Source organism: Cytobacillus sp. FSL M8-0252 (genome assembly GCF_038007345.1).
GTDB lineage: Bacteria > Bacillota > Bacilli > Bacillales > Cytobacillaceae > Cytobacillus > Cytobacillus kochii.
This window is the reverse complement of the sequence record NZ_JBBOWZ010000001.1, coordinates 3,511,703-3,529,397: the sequence shown is the minus strand read 5'-3', so window position 1 is coordinate 3,529,397 and position 17,695 is coordinate 3,511,703. Positions and strand designations below refer to the sequence as shown.

Here is a 17,695-nt window from a genome sequence, read left to right as displayed (position 1 = left end):
GATTGGCGGTGAGTTCGCTGGACAATTCAACGAAATTATATATAGAAATCGTGAAACAGCTGCGAAATATTATTCAAGAAGAAGGTTATCAAACAGGTGACAAACTACCTTCAGAACGTGAAATGTCAGAACGCCTAAATGTTGGGCGTTCTTCCGTTCGTGAAGCTTTTCGTGCGTTAGAGCTACTAGGTTTAATAGAGACGAGAAGAGGCGAAGGAACCTTTATTAAAGATTTTCGCGGTCATAATCTGGTACAATTACTGAGTACATTTATTCTGCAAGACAAACAAGCAAAAACTGATATTAAAGAAACGAAATATTTGGTAGAATGGGATTGTATATGGTTAGCGATGAGAAAAGCAACTCCAAAAGAACTTGAAGCTTTTAGAAATTGGGTCACTTCTGAGGTGTTTCAAGAGAATGAATATTTTTATCGCATCGTTCTCATAGCAGATAACCATTTATTTAAGCGTCTATGGACGATTTTAACCGATTATTATAATTCGTTAGACTTTGGTTCAGCTATTGTTGATCAAAAAACCTATCTGTCATTAATAGATGCGATGATAGAGAAAGATGAACAAGCAGCAAAAATTCAATATTGTTTAATAAGAAATTTGTCGAGCATTTAACGACAATGTTTTCCATCTTTTTTAAGCCTATTATTGTATAGTGATGAGACAAGCTATATTCTCGCACTTGCGTCGATAGGCAATTGTTTTTTTCTCAGTGGTCTGGCCACCTAGGGAAATGGTAATGATTACTAAAGTAGGAAAGGTAAATTTCACTTTTGTTATTTACTTTGTAATTACAAGGAGGTTTCACCTTGCTAAAAGACATCTTTACAAAATCAAAGAAGAAAAAATATGCAACTATTCCTTCTGAGGCAGCGAAGCAAGATGTCCCAGAAGGAATCATGACTAAATGCCCTGAATGTAAGAAGATAATGTATACGAAAGAACTAATGAAAAACATGAAGGTATGTATTAATTGTGGTCATCATCACCCAATGAATGCAGCAGAACGTTTTGAGAGCTTTCTAGATAAGGAAACATTTCAAGAGCTAGATCGTGAAATGATATCAGAAAACCCGCTTGCTTTTCCAGATTACCTTGAAAAAGTTGAAAAAGACCGTAAGAAAACAGGCATGAATGAAGCGGTAATGACAGGAATTGGAGAATTGGATGGTTTTCAAATTGTTCTGGCCGTAATGGATTCGACTTTTAGAATGGGAAGCATGGGCTCTGTGGTCGGAGAGAAAATCACAAGGGCAATTGAAAAGGCGGATGAATTGAAAGTGCCATTCATTATCTTTACTGCTTCTGGTGGTGCAAGAATGCAAGAAGGTGTATTGAGTTTGATGCAAATGGCGAAGACGAGTGTGGCGCTGAAGCGATTCAGTGATAATGGTGGCTTAATTATCTCGATAATGACACACCCTACTACTGGTGGTGTTTCTGCTAGTTTCGCTTCATTAGGAGATTTTAATTTTGCTGAGCCTAAAGCGTTAATTGGTTTTGCGGGTCGTCGTATTATTGAACAGACAATTCGTGAAGAGTTGCCAGAGGACTTCCAAACAGCAGAATTCTTATTGAAACATGGGCAGCTTGATGCCGTTATTCATCGTTCTAAGCTGCGAGAGGAGATTGCTAACATTCTTTCTATTCATCAGCCAGGAGGTGAGCTTAAATGGTAACTGAATTAACGTTTGAAAGACCGATTATTGAACTAAGAAAAAGAATAGCTGAGTTAAAAGAATTTACGAAGACAGCAGATGTTGATTTAGGAGCTGAAATTAATAAGCTCGAGACAAGATTAGCCAAGTTAGAAAAAGATATATATGAAAATCTAGGACCATGGGATCGAGTGCAAATTGCTCGTCATCCTAATCGTCCTACTACATTAGATTATATAGAGTATTTGTTTGATGACTTTTTTGAATGTCATGGCGATCGTGTATTCGGAGATGATGAAGCGATTGTTAGTGGGATAGCTAAGTTTAGAGGACATCCTGTTACAGTGATCGGTCATCAACGTGGAAAAGATACAAAAGAAAATATCCGTAGAAACTTCGGTATGCCACATCCAGAAGGTTATCGAAAAGCGTTGCGTTTAATGAAGCAAGCGGAGAAGTTTCGCCGTCCAATTGTTTGTTTTATAGATACGAAAGGTGCTTATCCAGGCAAGGCAGCTGAAGAAAGAGGTCAAAGTGAAGCGATAGCTAAAAACCTTTTTGAAATGGCTAGTTTGAAAGTACCGGTTGTATGCATAGTAATTGGAGAAGGCGGAAGTGGCGGCGCTTTGGCGTTGGGCATTGGTAACTATATTCATATGTTAGAAAATGCTACTTACTCTGTTATTTCACCAGAGGGAGCTGCCTCTATCCTTTGGAAAGATGCGGCGAAAGCTCAAACAGCAGCTGAGTCGATGCGCATTACTGCTCCAGATTTAAAGGAGCTTGGAGTTATCGATGAAATCATACCTGAAGTAAAAGGTGGAGCTCATAAGGATGTTGAGCAGCAAGCACTAGCAATTGAAGATATTCTTTATCAGTCATTAAAGGATTTATCTCAACTAGATGAAAAACAATTAGTAGACCATCGTTATGAGAAATATAAATCAATTGGGAAATATTCGTTTTTAAGAGATTATATTGGGGTAAAATAAAAACGTGCGAATTGCACGTTTTTCCTATTATCCACGTTATTTTAAAAAAGATTATAATAATCTGTACCAAACGAGAGCAGCTATAAAGTAATTTATATAAACTCTGATATGCTTCAAAATACAATGTATACCTTTGTTCATATTTGGCTTGAATGTGCTTTTAGTAATAATTCTTTAACGAAACTTAATAAATTATAATTGTGATGTTTATTTTTTCGTGCTATTTTAACAGTAGAAGAAGCTTATTAACCTTTTGTAGGTCCTCTTTTTTCCTTTCCCCTAGGTTCGTTCATATTAATAGAATACAAATTGTTTTCCCATAATAGAGGTGATAGAGAAAATGAAAAGAATTGGTGTATTAACAAGTGGAGGAGATTCACCTGGAATGAATGCGGCCGTTCGCGCAGTTGTTAGAAAAGCCATTCATGATGGTATCGAGGTATATGGTATTTATGGCGGTTATACTGGTCTAATTCATGGTAATATAGAAAAGCTAGAATTAGGATCTGTTGGTGATATTATTCATCGTGGCGGTACGATTCTTTATTCTGCAAGATGTGAAGAGTTTAAAACAGAAGAAGGAAGACAAAAGGGAATAGAGAACTTAAAGGCACATCAAATAGAAGGTCTAGTTGTGATTGGTGGAGACGGATCTTATCGAGGAGCGCTTGCCCTCACTGAAGCAGGTTTTCCATGTGTAGGTGTACCAGGAACGATTGATAATGACATTGCAGGTACACAATATACTATTGGATTTGATACAGCATTAAATACAGTCATTGATGCCATAGATAAAATCAGGGATACAGCGAGTTCACACGAAAGGACCTTTATTATAGAAGTAATGGGTAGAGATGCAGGCGATATTGCCTTATGGGCAGGCTTAGCTGGTGGAGCAGAAACAATCCTTATTCCTGAAGTAAATTACGATATAGATGAAATTGCAACAAAACTCAAAAGTGGACTTGATAGAGGAAAAAGGCATAGTATTATCATTGTGGCTGAAGGTGTTTGTAGTGGTATAGAATTCGCAAAACAAGTTGAGAGTGCAACCTCACTTGAAACGAGAGTGTCTGTTCTTGGTCATATCCAACGAGGCGGATCTCCAACGGCATTTGATCGTGTTTTAGCTAGTCGTTTAGGTGCTCATGCAGTGGAATTACTTGCCAAAGAAAAAGGTGGACAAGCAGTTGGTTTGAATAATAACCAAGTCGTAGCTAATAGCTTGCGTGATGTTTTAAGTCAACATAATAGGTTAGATTTAGACCTATACGAGTTATCAAGAGAGCTTTCAATTTAAGCGTACATAATTAGGAGGTATATATTAATATGCGTAAAACGAAAATTGTTTGTACAATTGGACCAGCTAGTGAAAGTATTGAAAAAATTATTGAATTAATAAATGCTGGCATGAATGTAGCAAGATTAAATTTTTCACACGGAAATTTTGCAGAACATGGTGAGCGAATTGCTAATATCCGTGAAGCATCTAAGCAAACTGGAAAGACAGTTGCAATCCTATTAGATACAAAAGGTCCAGAAATACGTACGAATGATATGAAAGACGGTGCGATTGAATTAGAAGCGGGTAACAATATCATTGTGAGTATGAATGAAGTGGAAGGGACAACAGACATATTCTCTGTTACATATAGTGGCCTCATTGATGATGTTCACATCGGCTCTAGTATTCTTTTAGATGATGGGTTGATTGCTTTGGAAGTCAATGCTATCAATAAAGAGAAAAAAGAAATTCATGCGAAAATCTTAAATAGCGGTACGTTAAAGAATAAAAAAGGTGTGAATGTACCAGGTGTTTCAGTTAACCTCCCTGGCATCACAGAAAAGGATGCCAAGGATATTCTTTTTGGAATTGAGCAAGAAGTTGACTTTATTGCCGCTTCCTTTGTTAGACGACCATCAGACGTTTTAGAAATTCGTCAATTACTTGAAGAAAATAATGCAGAATATATTCATATTATCCCCAAAATTGAAAACCAAGAAGGCGTTGATAATATTGAAGGTATTCTAGAAGTGTCAGATGGTTTAATGGTAGCGCGTGGAGATTTAGGTGTTGAAATTCCAGCGGAGGAAGTACCGCTTGTACAAAAGCAATTAATTAAAAAATGCAACGAGCTTGGAAAGCCGGTTATTACAGCAACACAAATGTTAGATTCCATGCAAAGAAACCCTCGCCCAACTCGTGCGGAAGCAAGTGATGTTGCTAATGCCATTTTTGATGGCACGGATGCAATCATGTTATCAGGGGAAACAGCAGCGGGTTCTTACCCAGTAGAAGCAGTTAAAACGATGCATAATATCGCTTCTCGTGCAGAAACAGCCTTAAATCATAGAGAAATTTTATCTCAAAGAAGTAAAAATAATAAACATAATGTGACCGATGCCATTGGCCAATCTGTTGCACATACAGCACTAAACTTGGGAGTCAGCGCCATTATCACACCTACAGAGAGTGGACATACAGCTAGAATGATTGCTAAGTTCAGACCGGTGAATCCAATCGTAGCTGTCACTTCACATGAATACGTTTCTCGTCGCTTATCACTTGTATGGGGAGTATATTCGCAAGTTGGCCAAAAAGCTAAGACAACCGATGATATGCTAGATATAGCTGTAGAAGAAAGTCTACAAACAGGAATCGTTCATTCGGGGGATCTTGTTGTTATAACAGCTGGAGTTCCTGTTGGAGAAGCAGGAACAACAAACTTAATGAAAATTCATGTAGTTGGCGATATCATTGCAAAAGCTCAAGGTATTGGCAGAAAGTCAGCATTTGGTAAAGCAGTTATTGCCCGCAATGCGAAAGAAGCAATGGAAAAGGTTACAGAAGGCTCAATACTCGTAACAATTGGGTCTGATCGTGAAATGGTCCCAGCTATTGAAAAATGTAGTGCTCTAATTACTGAAGAAGGTGGTCTAACGAGCCATGGTGCTGTAATTGGTTTAAACCTTGGTATTCCGGTTATTGTCGGTTTAGATATGGCTACAAAATTAATTAAGGACGGTCAAGACATTACAGTAGACTCACAAAGAGGTGTCATTTATAACGGCCATGCGAGTGTCTTATAAATATAGAAGAACTGTCGGATATTATTAATCGGCAGTTCTTTTTTTTATATAAGATTGAAAAATAAGGTTGAAAAGATATTTAGATAACCTAATTAAATTTTTAACTCAAAATAGAATATAATTGTTGCCAATATCGTTATATTAGTATAACATAATATTAAATATAATATATCACATTTATAATGATAACATATCTCTTAAATTATTTTGAATAGAAATATTGAAATAAAAAAATAAATACATAATTAAAGGGAGTGGTGAGGATATGCTGAATTATATGCAAGGGTTTTGGATGGAAATGTGGAGGTTGCATGATCAAATAAAGGACTTATTACGGTTATTCTCAGTGAAGAACCAGTCTGATAAGAACCATTCAAATGAATTGAAGCAATCAGGTGAAAATAATGGAGAGAATCCGAAACAGAGAAAAAGAACGAATAAACAGAATATAGGATTATTATTAGGGCCCATTCTTTTTGCTTTAACGCTCCTATTTGTTTCACCTGAAGGAATGTCAAGAGAAGCCCAAGCTGTGCTAGCAAGTACTCTATGGGTTGCTGTCTGGTGGATTACAGAGGCCATACCTATACCAGTAACTTCACTATTGCCAATCATTCTCTTTCCCGTTACTGGTGCAGTGACAGAAGGAATTACGAGTTCATATGCGGATAATACCATTTTCTTATTTTTAGGTGGCTTTATTATCGCCATTGCGATGGAAAAGTGGAATCTCCATTTAAGAATTGCACTTGGTATCATTACTGTGGTTGGTACTAGTACATCTAGGCTTGTTCTTGGGTTTATGGTGGCTACAGGTTTCCTTTCAATGTGGATATCGAATACTGCAACTGCCATGATGATGATGCCGATTGCCATTGCTGTTATTACGCATGTAAACGATTCCATGAAGTCGGAAAGAGAATCTGCTAACCGGTTTGGTAAGTCACTAATGCTAGGGATTGCCTATGCAGCTTCAATTGGTGGTTTAGGTACTTTAATTGGGACACCTCCAAATATGATTTTTGCAGGTGTTGTAAAAGAAATTTATGGGATTGATATTTCTTTTGCTACATGGATGCTATTTGGGGTTCCTTTTGCGGCTATTTTATTACTTGTAGCCTGGTTTTACTTAGTTAAAATGGCTTTTCCTATGAGAATCAAGGAGCTTCCAGGCGGTAAAGAAATCATTTCTTCTGAAAGAAAACGATTAGGAAATATATCTTTTGAGGAAAAATTAGTATTAGTAGTGTTTCTTGCTACTGCGGTTGCGTGGATTACAAGATCGTTCATTCCTTTTGATTTTATGAGCCGAATCGACGACACGATTATAGCGATTGCTGCAGCGATTATTCTATTTCTTTTACCATCGAAAAGTAGTAAGGATGCTCAGCTCTTAAATTGGAAAGATGCATTGAATATTCCTTGGGGGATATTATTACTATTTGGTGGGGGATTAGCAATCGCCAAAGGCTTTAAGGATTCAGGTTTAGCCACATGGATTGGAGAGCAATTAACCGTTCTTGAGGGTGTGCATCTTGTTATTGTCATTCTATGCGTAACAGCACTTGTGACATTTTTAACTGAGATTACATCAAATACGGCAACAGCTACAATGATGTTCCCTATCATGGCATCTTTAGCATTAGCGTTAGACCTTCATCCGTATGCGCTTATGGTAGCTGCTGCAATTGCTGCTTCATGTGCGTTTATGCTCCCTGTTGCCACACCGCCTAATGCAATTGTCTTTGGATCTGGCTATTTAAAGATAGGTGATATGGCTAAATCCGGTTTTTGGTTAAGTATTTTTACAATTATCTTTGTTGGTGTAATGATTTATTTCTATATGCCAATTGCATGGGGTATCGATATAGGTACTTTCCCGAATTCGTTTAAGTAGCATTTGTTCTTAAATTTATAAAGTGGGAATTTCCAATGATGGAAATGTGTTATGTTTCTCGCGAGCCCATAATTTTGATATCATTATATATATAAAATATAATGAGGTGGCTAAATGCGCTATATATTATTACCGCTAATTTTAATCCCGGCGATTGAAATTGTTGTACTGCTTCTTGCCGGTAAGGCTTTAGGTGTGGCCGTGACATTTCTTCTAATTATATTGACTGGCGTTTTTGGCGTTTATATAGCAAAAAGGCAAGGGATGGAAGTAATGAAAAAGGTACAGATGGAAACGCGCCGTGGGGAAATGCCGGGTGATTCCATGCTAGACGGTCTTTGTATATTCATAGCAGGTATTTTCCTTGTGTTACCAGGATTTATTTCAGATTTCATAGGTGTTCTTTTATTAATTCCTTTTATAAGAAATAAATTAAAAATTATTTTGTATCACTTCCTTAGAAGACGTATTAACCATGGTAACATCAAAGTGATAAAATGGTGAGCATTTAGACAAAGGTGATCCCATATATTAAAAAAAGAATAGACAAAAAGAGATCCGAACATATTCCAATTCGTTTATGTTCGGATTTTTACATTGGCGAGAAGTAGGTTTGTAGTCGAGATTCAAAAAGGAGTACCTCAAATTTAGCATCTATTATAATGGCTGACTTCTATTTCTCCTCTCTTCCATTTTTTATATAAAACCAAATATCTGTGAATACTTTTGCTCTGTACAAAGTAGAAAGGATGACAAGAATAATTGGACCAATAATCAGCCCGAGGAATCCAAATAGTTTAAAGCCAATAAATAAAGCGATTAAAGTCGCCAATGGATCTAAACCAATATTGGAAGATAAAATCTTTGGTTCCATCACTTGTCTTTGAACGATAATAATCACGTACAGGATAGAAAGTCCAACTGCAATGGTCGTTTCACCAATAAAAAAGGAATAAATAATCCATGGAATAAAGATGATACCTGTTCCTAAATAAGGAAGAATATCAACCATACCGGCGATAATGGCGATTGTCATCGCATAATCTATGTTTAATATTAATAAGCCCAACAAGATGATAAGAGTAGTTATTGAAATTAAAGTTGCTTGTGCCTTTATAAAGCCAAAAAGGGCAGATTTCAGGTCAGTGAAGACGGTAATGCTACTGCGTCTTACATATTCAGGTGCCAGATTAAGAAAAAATAGTTTTATTCTTTCCCAATCTTTACTAATGAAGAATGAAGCCAAAAGAGAAAAAATAATGACAGTTGCTGCATTAGGTATCCATGAGAATAACGCAGGCAGCTTTTCAAAAAAAGATTGTAGAAAAAGTCCTAATGATTGTCCTATATTCTTACCTATTTCTTCTATATTGGCCATAACGCTTGCTTGTTGTTCTGTTCCTAGATGGTTAAATAAACTGGTTAGTTTATTTAACACAGGCATAAATTGATTGGCGATCCAGTGTTCTATATGTGTAATAAACACTTGTACATGTGCTGGCACAACTTTTGATAGGTGAGCTGCCCCAGAGACCAATTCAGTGATTAAAATAACTGCGCCGCCCAGAATGACGCCTATTAGTAATGATAAAGAAATGAAAACAGAAAAAGATCGTGGTATTTTACATGTATATTGAAAAAAATTGACTGTCCTATTAATGATGTATGCAATACCTAACCCAATTAGAAAAGGATAAGCAATGGATGACAAGTAAAAACTAGCAAATAATAAAGTAAATATGATGACTAAGACAAAAAAGAATCTCATGATTTGGTAATGTAGGGCACTTGTCATTGTTTGGCGCTCCTCCTTAATGTATTTTAAGTGAAAAAGGTTGAATAATCTGACATTGTTTTCTAGACGCTAATTTTAATCTTTTAACCTAAAATATGCTCTTTTGTCCTCATTATCTTTACTGGCGAAATGAGCGAATTAGAAATTAATTTTATCTTTTTTCGAAATTATGTTAAAATAACATCATTAACAGGAAGGTGAGATAGAATATGGAGTCATTCCTGTTTTTACTACTGCTTTTAGCTATCAGTATTGTGGCTAAAAATCAATCTCTTATATTTGCGATTGCTGTCCTCCTATTGTTAAAATTAGTCGGAACAGAGTTAAAAGTGTTTTCATTTATCCAAAGTAAGGGTATTAATTGGGGTGTAACGATTATTACGATTGCTGTCTTAGCCCCTATTGCAAGTGGAGCAATCGGGTTCAAAGATCTAGCAGATGCATTTAAATCACCTTATGCTTGGGTTGCTTGTATATCAGGCATTATCGTTGCATTATTAGCAAAGGGTGGGCTTACCCTCCTATCAGAAGATCCACATATTACGACTGCTCTTGTTCTAGGAACAATTCTAGCTATTACATTATTTAAAGGAGTAGCAGTCGGTCCGCTAATCGGAGCGGGTATCGCCTATTTATTCATGAAGATATTTGAGTATATTCAATAATTGGTAGAAAGCTATCAATCACTTGTATTTTTATGAATTTTTCGTTTCACAAAAGTCAGATAATTGTTTATAATATACATGTACAAATAGGTTTGATAGTTGAGTCTATGAAAATAGTAGATACTTTATACCAAAAAGAAAATGTAAGCATTTTCTTTCATTAATGTTTGTACATGTTTGTACTGAGCATACGTTCAGAGATTGTTCAGTCAGATGGAAATCTGACTAAGAATGTCATTTAGTCTGTCTCCCAGCTTAATACATATTAGCTGGATTAAATCGGCTACAATAGCCAATAGAGCTATCAGGTTTATCTGATAACAACTTAATGAATAAGATTCATGCAGACAGAGGGTTTGGGGAAAATATTTCAAAGAAGGAGATGGTTTGTTATGACAGCGACACGCGGTCTAGAGGGTGTAGTGGCTACTACATCTGCTATCAGTTCAATCATTGATGATACTTTAACATATGTAGGCTATAACATTGATGATTTGGCAGAAAATGCTAGTTTTGAGGAAGTCATCTATTTATTATGGCATGGTAAATTACCTACACAATCACAACTAGATGAATTAAAAGCACAATTGGCAGAAAATATGAATTTGCCACAAGAGGTTCTTGCTCATTTTAAGACTTATCCAATTGATCAAGTTCATCCGATGGCAGCTCTTCGCTCCGCTGTATCTCTTCTTGGTCTCTATGATGAAGAAGCAGATGTAATGGAAGAGGATGCGAACTATAGAAAAGCCATCCGTTTACAAGCAAAAGTGCCAGCTATTGTTGCTGCGTTTGCGCGTGTGAGAAAAGGCTTAGAGCCAATTGCTCCTAAAAAGGAATTAAGTTTTGCTGCTAACTTCTTGTTTATGTTAAATGGGGAAGAACCAGAAGATGTAGCAGTTGAAGCAATGAATAAAGCACTTGTCCTACATGCTGATCATGAATTAAATGCGTCTACTTTTACAGCTCGCGTTTGTGTTGCGACATTATCTGATATGTACTCAGGTATTACAGCAGCTATTGGTGCATTAAAAGGACCTCTACACGGTGGTGCTAACGAAGCTGTAATGAAAATGCTTAAAGAAATCGGTACATTAGATAATGTTGAACCTGCTATTCGTGAAAAATTAGCGAATAAAGATAAAATAATGGGCTTCGGTCATCGTGTATATAGAAAAGGCGACCCAAGAGCGAAACATTTAAGAGAAATGTCTAAGAGATTAACAGAATTGACAGGCGAACCACATTGGTATGAAATGTCTACAAAAATTGAAGGAATTGTGACTGGAGAAAAAGATCTTCCTCCTAATGTTGATTTTTATTCGGCATCTGTATACCACAGCTTAGGTATCGATCACGATCTCTTTACACCAATCTTTGCAGTTAGCCGTGTTTCTGGTTGGTTAGCTCATATTTTAGAACAATACTCTAATAATCGTTTAATCCGTCCACGTGCTGATTATACAGGTCCAGGAATGCAAGCTTACGTTCCTGTTGAACAAAGAGGGTAAACTTTTTATTGAGTTTTTTCAAAACAGATGATAATAATAAATAAAGATAAGCAAGCTACTGAAAGGTTAGAGGGTTTGCCTTCTAGCCTTTGATTCTGGTAAGTTTGTGATGTGTTACTTTTAACACAAGGAAATTGGAGGGAGAAATTATTATGGCAGCAGAAAAAATTACAGTAAATAATGGTGTTTTAAATGTACCAAATGAACCAATCGTTCCTTTTATCGAAGGTGACGGAACTGGGCCGGATATTTGGGCATCTGCTTCTCGTGTTTTAGATGCAGCGGTTGAAAAAGCATATAAAGGTGAGCGTAAAATTGCTTGGAAAGAAGTTTTAGCTGGTGAAAAAGCATTTAACCAAACAGGCGAATGGTTACCAAAAGAAACTTTAGATGTAATTAATGAATACTTAATCGCCATTAAAGGACCACTTACAACACCAATTGGTGGAGGAATTCGTTCTTTAAATGTTGCATTGCGTCAAGAATTAGATCTTTTCGTATGCTTGCGTCCAGTACGCTGGTTTGAAGGTGTTCCTTCACCAGTTAAGCGCCCACAAGATACTGACATGGTCATTTTCCGTGAAAATACTGAAGATATCTATGCAGGTATTGAATATGCTAAAGGTACAGATGAAGTAAACAAATTAATCTCTTTCTTAAAAGATGAAATGGGTGTCAATAAAATTCGTTTCCCAGAAACATCTGGAATCGGTATTAAACCTGTTTCTCAAGAGGGAACAACTCGTCTAGTTCGCTCTGCAATTGACTATGCAATCAACGAAGGTCGTAAATCAGTAACACTTGTACACAAAGGTAATATCATGAAATTTACTGAAGGTGCATTTAAAAATTGGGGTTACGAACTAGCTGAAAAAGAATACGGCGATAAAGTATTCACATGGGCTGAATATGACCGCATTAAAGATGAAAGTGGCGTAGATGCAGCAAACAAAGCGCAAGCTGATGCTGAAGCTGCTGGTAAAATCATCGTTAAAGATGCAATTGCTGATATCTTCTTACAACAAATCTTAACTCGTCCAGCGGAATTTGATGTAGTAGCAACAATGAACCTTAACGGTGACTACATTTCTGATGCGTTAGCAGCACAAGTTGGTGGAATCGGTATTGCTCCAGGAGCAAACATCAACTACGAAACTGGACATGCGATTTTCGAAGCTACACACGGAACAGCTCCTAAATATGCAGGTTTAGACAAAGTAAACCCTTCATCTGTTATTCTTTCAGGTGTGCTTTTACTTAAACATTTAGGCTGGAATGAAGCGGCTGATTTAATTGAAAAATCTATGGAAAAATCTATTGCTTCTAAAGTTGTAACTTATGACTTTGCTCGTCTAATGGACGGAGCTACTGAAGTGAAATGTTCTGAATTCGGTGACGTCCTAATCAAAAACATGGACTAATTAACTTGATCTAGCAGGTTCAATTTAAAAATTGAGCCTGCTTTCTTTTTATTTAAAAACCTCATCCTTATTGATTGTGATGTAAAATTCAGTGGAAGATAAATTCCATCATATATGAAATTAAGTTGTTTCCTCATGTTTTAATCTCACAAGAAGCGGTTATAAATTGAATAGTTGTAAATGAATACATAAGGAGATGTTGCAAGTGTCTACACTCAAGCGTAAGAAAGTTTCTGTTATCGGAGCCGGTTTTACTGGAGCGACGACTGCATTTTTATTGGCACAAAAGGAATTAGCAGATGTTGTATTAGTTGATATTCCCCAAATGGAAAATCCGACAAAGGGAAAAGCTTTAGACATGTTAGAAGCAAGTCCAGTTCAAGGATTTGATGCAAATATCTTAGGTACAGCAAACTATGAAGATACGAAAGATTCAGATATCGTCGTGGTTACTGCTGGAATTGCACGAAAGCCAGGGATGAGCCGGGAAGATCTAGTTCAAACAAATGAAACGATTATGAAGAATGTAGCGAAGGAAATTGCACAGTATTCTCCCGATTCGCTTATTATTGTGTTATCAAATCCTGTGGATGCGATGACTTATACAATATTTAAAGAAACAGGCTTTCCTAAAAACCGAGTTATTGGCCAGTCGGGTGTGCTCGATAGTGCCAGGTTCCGTACGTTTGTAGCTCAAGAGTTACAGATCTCCATAAAAGATATAACAGGGTTTGTGCTCGGAGGTCATGGTGATGATATGGTTCCACTTGTTAGGTATTCATATGCAGGCGGTGTCCCTTTAGAAAAATTAATCTCCAAAGATCGTTTAGAACAAATTGTCGATCGAACGCGAAAGGGTGGAGGAGAAATTGTTAGTTTATTAGGGAATGGTAGTGCATACTATGCACCTGCAGCAGCCTTAGTAGAAATGGTAGAGGCTATGATCAAGGACCAAAAAAGAATACTTCCTGCAATCGCTTATTTAGAAGGAGAGTTTGGTTATCAGGGCATTTATTTAGGTGTGCCAACAATCCTTGGTGCAAATGGGATTGAAAAAGTCATCGAATTAGATTTAACAAAAGAAGAAAAGGTTGCATTAGATCAGTCAGCTGAGTCGGTGCGTCAGGTGATATCGATATTGTCACAAAACTAATCTATAAAGAAAGTACTTGTTGGCGAAGTTCCGTCTTTTACCTGAGCTTCGCTTATTTTTTGTTAACTTTACAATAGAAAGAAAATTATTATTACTATTTTTCTTTTACTTATTAAAATAAAATGTTAATATAATTATAAATAAACAGAAAAATTAGTTTATATTTTAATCTTTTGCAAGCGGTTACAAAAATCGGAGGTGCATCCATGTTAGGGAAGAAGAGAAAAATAGGTAGAAGACTTGAGGAAATTTCGGTTGGAGAGAAGCTGACCTTTACGGAAAAAATAGAAGATAGGGATTTATTATTATATCTAGGGTTAACAGATGATGCCAATCCCATATACTTACAGCATGACTATGCTTCACAAACGCCTTATAAAAAACCAATTGTACCCAATATTATGCTGAATGGTATGGTCTCATCTAGTGTTTCAAAATATCTCCCTGGACCGGGTAGCCACATACTTAAGCAAGAGTTAGAATATGTTAAACCTGTTTATCACTATTCTACAATTGAATTCTTGATGGAAGTAATTCATGTGGATGAAGAGAAGCATAGTATTGAAATGAAGGTACAAGCAACGAATGAAGAAAATGAAACAGTATTATATGGCCGAATGAAAGTATGTCCACCCTATCCACTTGAGAGTCTCAACAGTAAAGTGCTAGAAAACTTCTAATCATGAATTGTAAGGATAGTTGACCAAAAAACTAAGCAAAAGTAATTTATACTGCTTAGTTTTTTGTCGTGGGCACGCTTTTTTTTCTTTTTTATATTATAATACATTTATATAAGGGGTTTTACTAAAGTAATTGGTTTATACTAATGGGGAATCTATTTATCGGAGGCTTTTATGGATAAAAAAGTTCTAGTGGTTGATGATGAGCAGTCAATTGTAACGTTACTACAATATAATTTGCAACAAGCAGGTTATGAAGTACTAACAGCATCTGATGGAGAAGAAGGCAAAAATCTTGCTTTAAGTGAACAGCTAGATTTGATTGTGTTAGATCTGATGTTACCTAAGCTGGATGGAATTGAAGTGTGTAAACAAATTAGACAAAAGAAAGTGAATACACCAATACTCATGTTAACTGCAAAAGACGATGAGTTCGATAAAGTTCTTGGCCTAGAGTTAGGTGCAGATGATTATATGACAAAGCCATTTAGTCCGAGAGAAGTCGTTGCGCGGGTAAAGGCCATTTTAAGAAGGTCACAAGCCCAATTTGACGAACCTGTTTCAGAAGATGAGGATGATAGTATACGTATAGCTGGAGTGAAAATCTATCCAGATAGATATGAGGTCTATTATCTAGACGAATTACTTGAGCTGACACCAAAAGAGTTTGAACTACTATTATATCTTGCTAAAAATAAAGGTAGAGTATTAACACGCGATCAATTGCTGAGTGCTGTTTGGAATTATGATTTTGCGGGTGATACAAGGATTGTAGATGTTCATATTAGTCACTTAAGAGATAAAATTGAGCAAAATTCAAAAAAACCAACATATATTAAAACGATTCGTGGGCTTGGTTATAAGCTAGAGGAGCCTAAGCCTGAATGAAAACTTTTCGTTCAAAACTATTTTTTGCTATCATTACGTTGATTATCGCTGTTTTACTTTGTTTAGGCTTGTTATTAGGTCAGCTATTTAAATCCTATTATATAAATGTTATAGATGAACGCTTATCTAAAGAGATTCAGCTAGTAGCAGGCCAGATTGAGGAAATAGGTGGAATTGAACAACTTACTCAAGAGAAGGTCGACCAGTTTGCTAGCTGGTTAGGTGTTAATGTTACTATTGCCGATGCAAATGATCAAGTGATATTTGATAGCGTGAATAAAGATATTCAATTGAAAAACCGTAAGACAATAAGTGAAATATTAGGTGCACCTGACTCTGATGGGCAGGCTGGTAAAGTCGTAGGCGACGATTATCATTACTTTTGGAAGGAATTAAATGAAGGTACGAATTCGTATTATTTATTTTTAAGTGCCGAAATAGATGAAGTAAAAAGTGGTTACTCGCAAATCTGGTGGATCCTAATTATCTGTCTTAGCCTAGCATTAATTTTGATTATATTCTTAGGGGCCGCTATTACGAATAGATATACAAGACCGATTGATTCTGCAACGAGAGTCGCTATTGAGTTAGCGAAAGGGAATTATCGGGCAAGAACGTATGATAATGATGTCGGTGAAGCAGGTAAGTTAAATAGCTCAATTAATATTCTTGCACGTAATTTGCAAGATATGGAGAAATCGAGAGAGATGCATCAAGATAGACTCAGTACACTCATTGAAAACATGGGTAGTGGATTAATTTTAATAGATAGTAAGGGTTATATTAACCTTGTGAATCGTACATATAGAGAAGTTTTTCATGCTGATGTGACAGAATACATGGACGAGCTGTATTATAATGTCATTGAATATAAAGAAATCACTGAGCTTATTGAAGAATTATTTATGACAGAACAAAAGGTAAGAAAGCAAATACAAATCCTTATTGGTATTCATCGAAAACATTTCGAAGTCTACGGTGTTCCGATTATCGGCACGAATGATGTATGGAAAGGTGTACTTTTGGTTTTCCATGATATTACTGAGATAAAGAAATTGGAGCAGGTGCGGAGAGATTTCGTTGCGAATGTTTCACATGAATTAAAAACACCTATAACTTCTATAAAAGGGTTCTCAGAAACGCTTTTAGACGGGGCAATGGATGATCAAGATGCCCTTAAACAATTTTTAACGATTATCCTCCAAGAAAGTGAACGATTGCAAACACTCATTCAAGATTTGCTTGATTTATCAAAAATTGAGCAACAAGGATTTCACCTTTCTATACAAGAGGTGAATATTATTGGTGTCTTAAATGAAGTAGTAATGATGGTTAAAAGACGTGCGGAGGAAAAAGAAATTACCATAGATTATAAATGTGAAGATGAAATAATCGAAATGGAAGCTGATGTTAACAGAATCAAACAAATATTCCTTAATATTGTTTCCAATGCTATTTCTTACACACCAAATGAAGGTAAAGTGTCTATTCGTGTAACAGAAGATCAACAAAAAGTGTATATAAAAATAATTGATACGGGGATAGGCATTAAAGAAAGTGAGATTCCGCGAATTTTTGAAAGGTTTTATCGAGTAGATAAAGCAAGGAGTAGAAATTCAGGTGGTACAGGTCTTGGTCTGGCAATTGTGAAGCATTTACTAGAAGCACATAAAGGATTGATTTCTGTTGAAAGCAAGAGTGGAAAGGGCACGGCCTTTTTACTTACGTTTTATAAGAAGTTACCTGATAGCGAATAAAGAGTTTTACAAAAAGTTTACATTGTTTTTTTATGCTATTAACAATAGGGGGTTACAATTAGTATTGTAAAACCCCTTCATCACATGATGTGAAGAAGAGAGAGCTACCCCGCTCTCTCTTTTTTTAGAAAGAAGTTCTAGTCTGTGATAAACATTAAATCAAATGAATGA

General features: G+C 36.2%; 15 protein-coding genes. 14 read left to right on the top strand and 1 reads right to left on the bottom strand.

The window, feature by feature from the left end:
• Positions 1-8 precede the first annotated feature (8 nt).
• From MKX83_RS17735 to MKX83_RS17705, 7 genes are all read left to right on the top strand, one after another.
• Entirely contained in the window at positions 9-632 is a 624-nt protein-coding gene (locus MKX83_RS17735; protein ID WP_095372301.1) for a FadR/GntR family transcriptional regulator, read from the top strand.
• Positions 633-826: 194 nt separating this feature from the next.
• Positions 827-1,696, top strand: a complete 870-nt coding sequence (gene accD / locus MKX83_RS17730; RefSeq protein WP_341056790.1) for an acetyl-CoA carboxylase, carboxyltransferase subunit beta — start codon at positions 827-829, stop codon at positions 1,694-1,696.
• Positions 1,690-2,667 (top strand): acetyl-CoA carboxylase carboxyl transferase subunit alpha, encoded by a 978-nt coding sequence (gene accA / locus MKX83_RS17725; protein WP_095372303.1) that lies wholly within the window; start codon positions 1,690-1,692, stop codon positions 2,665-2,667. Before accD ends, accA begins: the two co-directional genes overlap by 7 nt.
• Positions 2,668-3,007: 340 nt before the next feature.
• Entirely contained in the window at positions 3,008-3,967 is a 960-nt protein-coding gene (gene pfkA, locus MKX83_RS17720; protein WP_095372304.1) for a 6-phosphofructokinase, read from the top strand.
• A 29-nt stretch (positions 3,968-3,996) separates the two neighbouring features.
• Positions 3,997-5,757, top strand: coding sequence for a pyruvate kinase (gene pyk / locus MKX83_RS17715; RefSeq protein ID WP_095372305.1), 1,761 nt, complete (start codon positions 3,997-3,999; stop codon positions 5,755-5,757).
• A 265-nt stretch (positions 5,758-6,022) separates the two neighbouring features.
• Positions 6,023-7,654 carry an SLC13 family permease gene (locus tag MKX83_RS17710; protein ID WP_095372306.1) on the top strand — a complete coding sequence of 544 codons (1,632 nt, stop codon included), beginning with the start codon at positions 6,023-6,025 and terminating at the stop codon, positions 7,652-7,654.
• Between the two features lie 114 nt (positions 7,655-7,768).
• Positions 7,769-8,158 (top strand): FxsA family protein, encoded by a 390-nt coding sequence (locus MKX83_RS17705; protein WP_095372307.1) that lies wholly within the window; start codon positions 7,769-7,771, stop codon positions 8,156-8,158.
• A gap of 169 nt (positions 8,159-8,327) precedes the next feature.
• On the opposite strand, the gene ytvI is transcribed toward MKX83_RS17705, so the two are convergent.
• The gene (ytvI, locus tag MKX83_RS17700; RefSeq protein WP_341056781.1) at positions 8,328-9,449 is read right to left on the bottom strand and encodes a sporulation integral membrane protein YtvI; all 1,122 of its coding nucleotides are present in this window, start codon (positions 9,447-9,449) and stop codon (positions 8,328-8,330) included.
• A gap of 209 nt (positions 9,450-9,658) precedes the next feature.
• On the opposite strand from ytvI, the gene MKX83_RS17695 reads away from it, so the two are divergent.
• The 7 genes from MKX83_RS17695 (at position 9,659) to pnpS (ending at position 17,524) form a co-directional block, all read left to right on the top strand.
• Positions 9,659-10,114, top strand: a complete 456-nt coding sequence (locus tag MKX83_RS17695; protein ID WP_095372309.1) for a DUF441 domain-containing protein — start codon at positions 9,659-9,661, stop codon at positions 10,112-10,114.
• A gap of 392 nt (positions 10,115-10,506) precedes the next feature.
• Positions 10,507-11,625 (top strand): citrate synthase, encoded by a 1,119-nt coding sequence (citZ, locus tag MKX83_RS17690; protein ID WP_307312681.1) that lies wholly within the window; start codon positions 10,507-10,509, stop codon positions 11,623-11,625.
• Between the two features lie 149 nt (positions 11,626-11,774).
• Positions 11,775-13,046 carry an NADP-dependent isocitrate dehydrogenase gene (gene icd / locus MKX83_RS17685; RefSeq protein WP_180317068.1) on the top strand — a complete coding sequence of 424 codons (1,272 nt, stop codon included), beginning with the start codon at positions 11,775-11,777 and terminating at the stop codon, positions 13,044-13,046.
• A gap of 205 nt (positions 13,047-13,251) precedes the next feature.
• A complete protein-coding gene (gene mdh, locus MKX83_RS17680) occupies positions 13,252-14,199 on the top strand; it encodes a malate dehydrogenase (protein WP_233435212.1) in 948 nt (315 codons plus the stop codon).
• 206 nt (positions 14,200-14,405) lie between these two features.
• Positions 14,406-14,879, top strand: a complete 474-nt coding sequence (locus MKX83_RS17675) for a MaoC/PaaZ C-terminal domain-containing protein (protein ID WP_095372313.1) — start codon at positions 14,406-14,408, stop codon at positions 14,877-14,879.
• A gap of 174 nt (positions 14,880-15,053) precedes the next feature.
• Positions 15,054-15,767 (top strand): response regulator transcription factor, encoded by a 714-nt coding sequence (locus MKX83_RS17670; RefSeq protein ID WP_307312682.1) that lies wholly within the window; start codon positions 15,054-15,056, stop codon positions 15,765-15,767.
• A complete protein-coding gene (gene pnpS / locus MKX83_RS17665; protein ID WP_095372314.1) occupies positions 15,764-17,524 on the top strand; it encodes a two-component system histidine kinase PnpS in 1,761 nt (586 codons plus the stop codon). Before MKX83_RS17670 ends, pnpS begins: the two co-directional genes overlap by 4 nt.
• Positions 17,525-17,695: the final 171 nt, after the last annotated feature.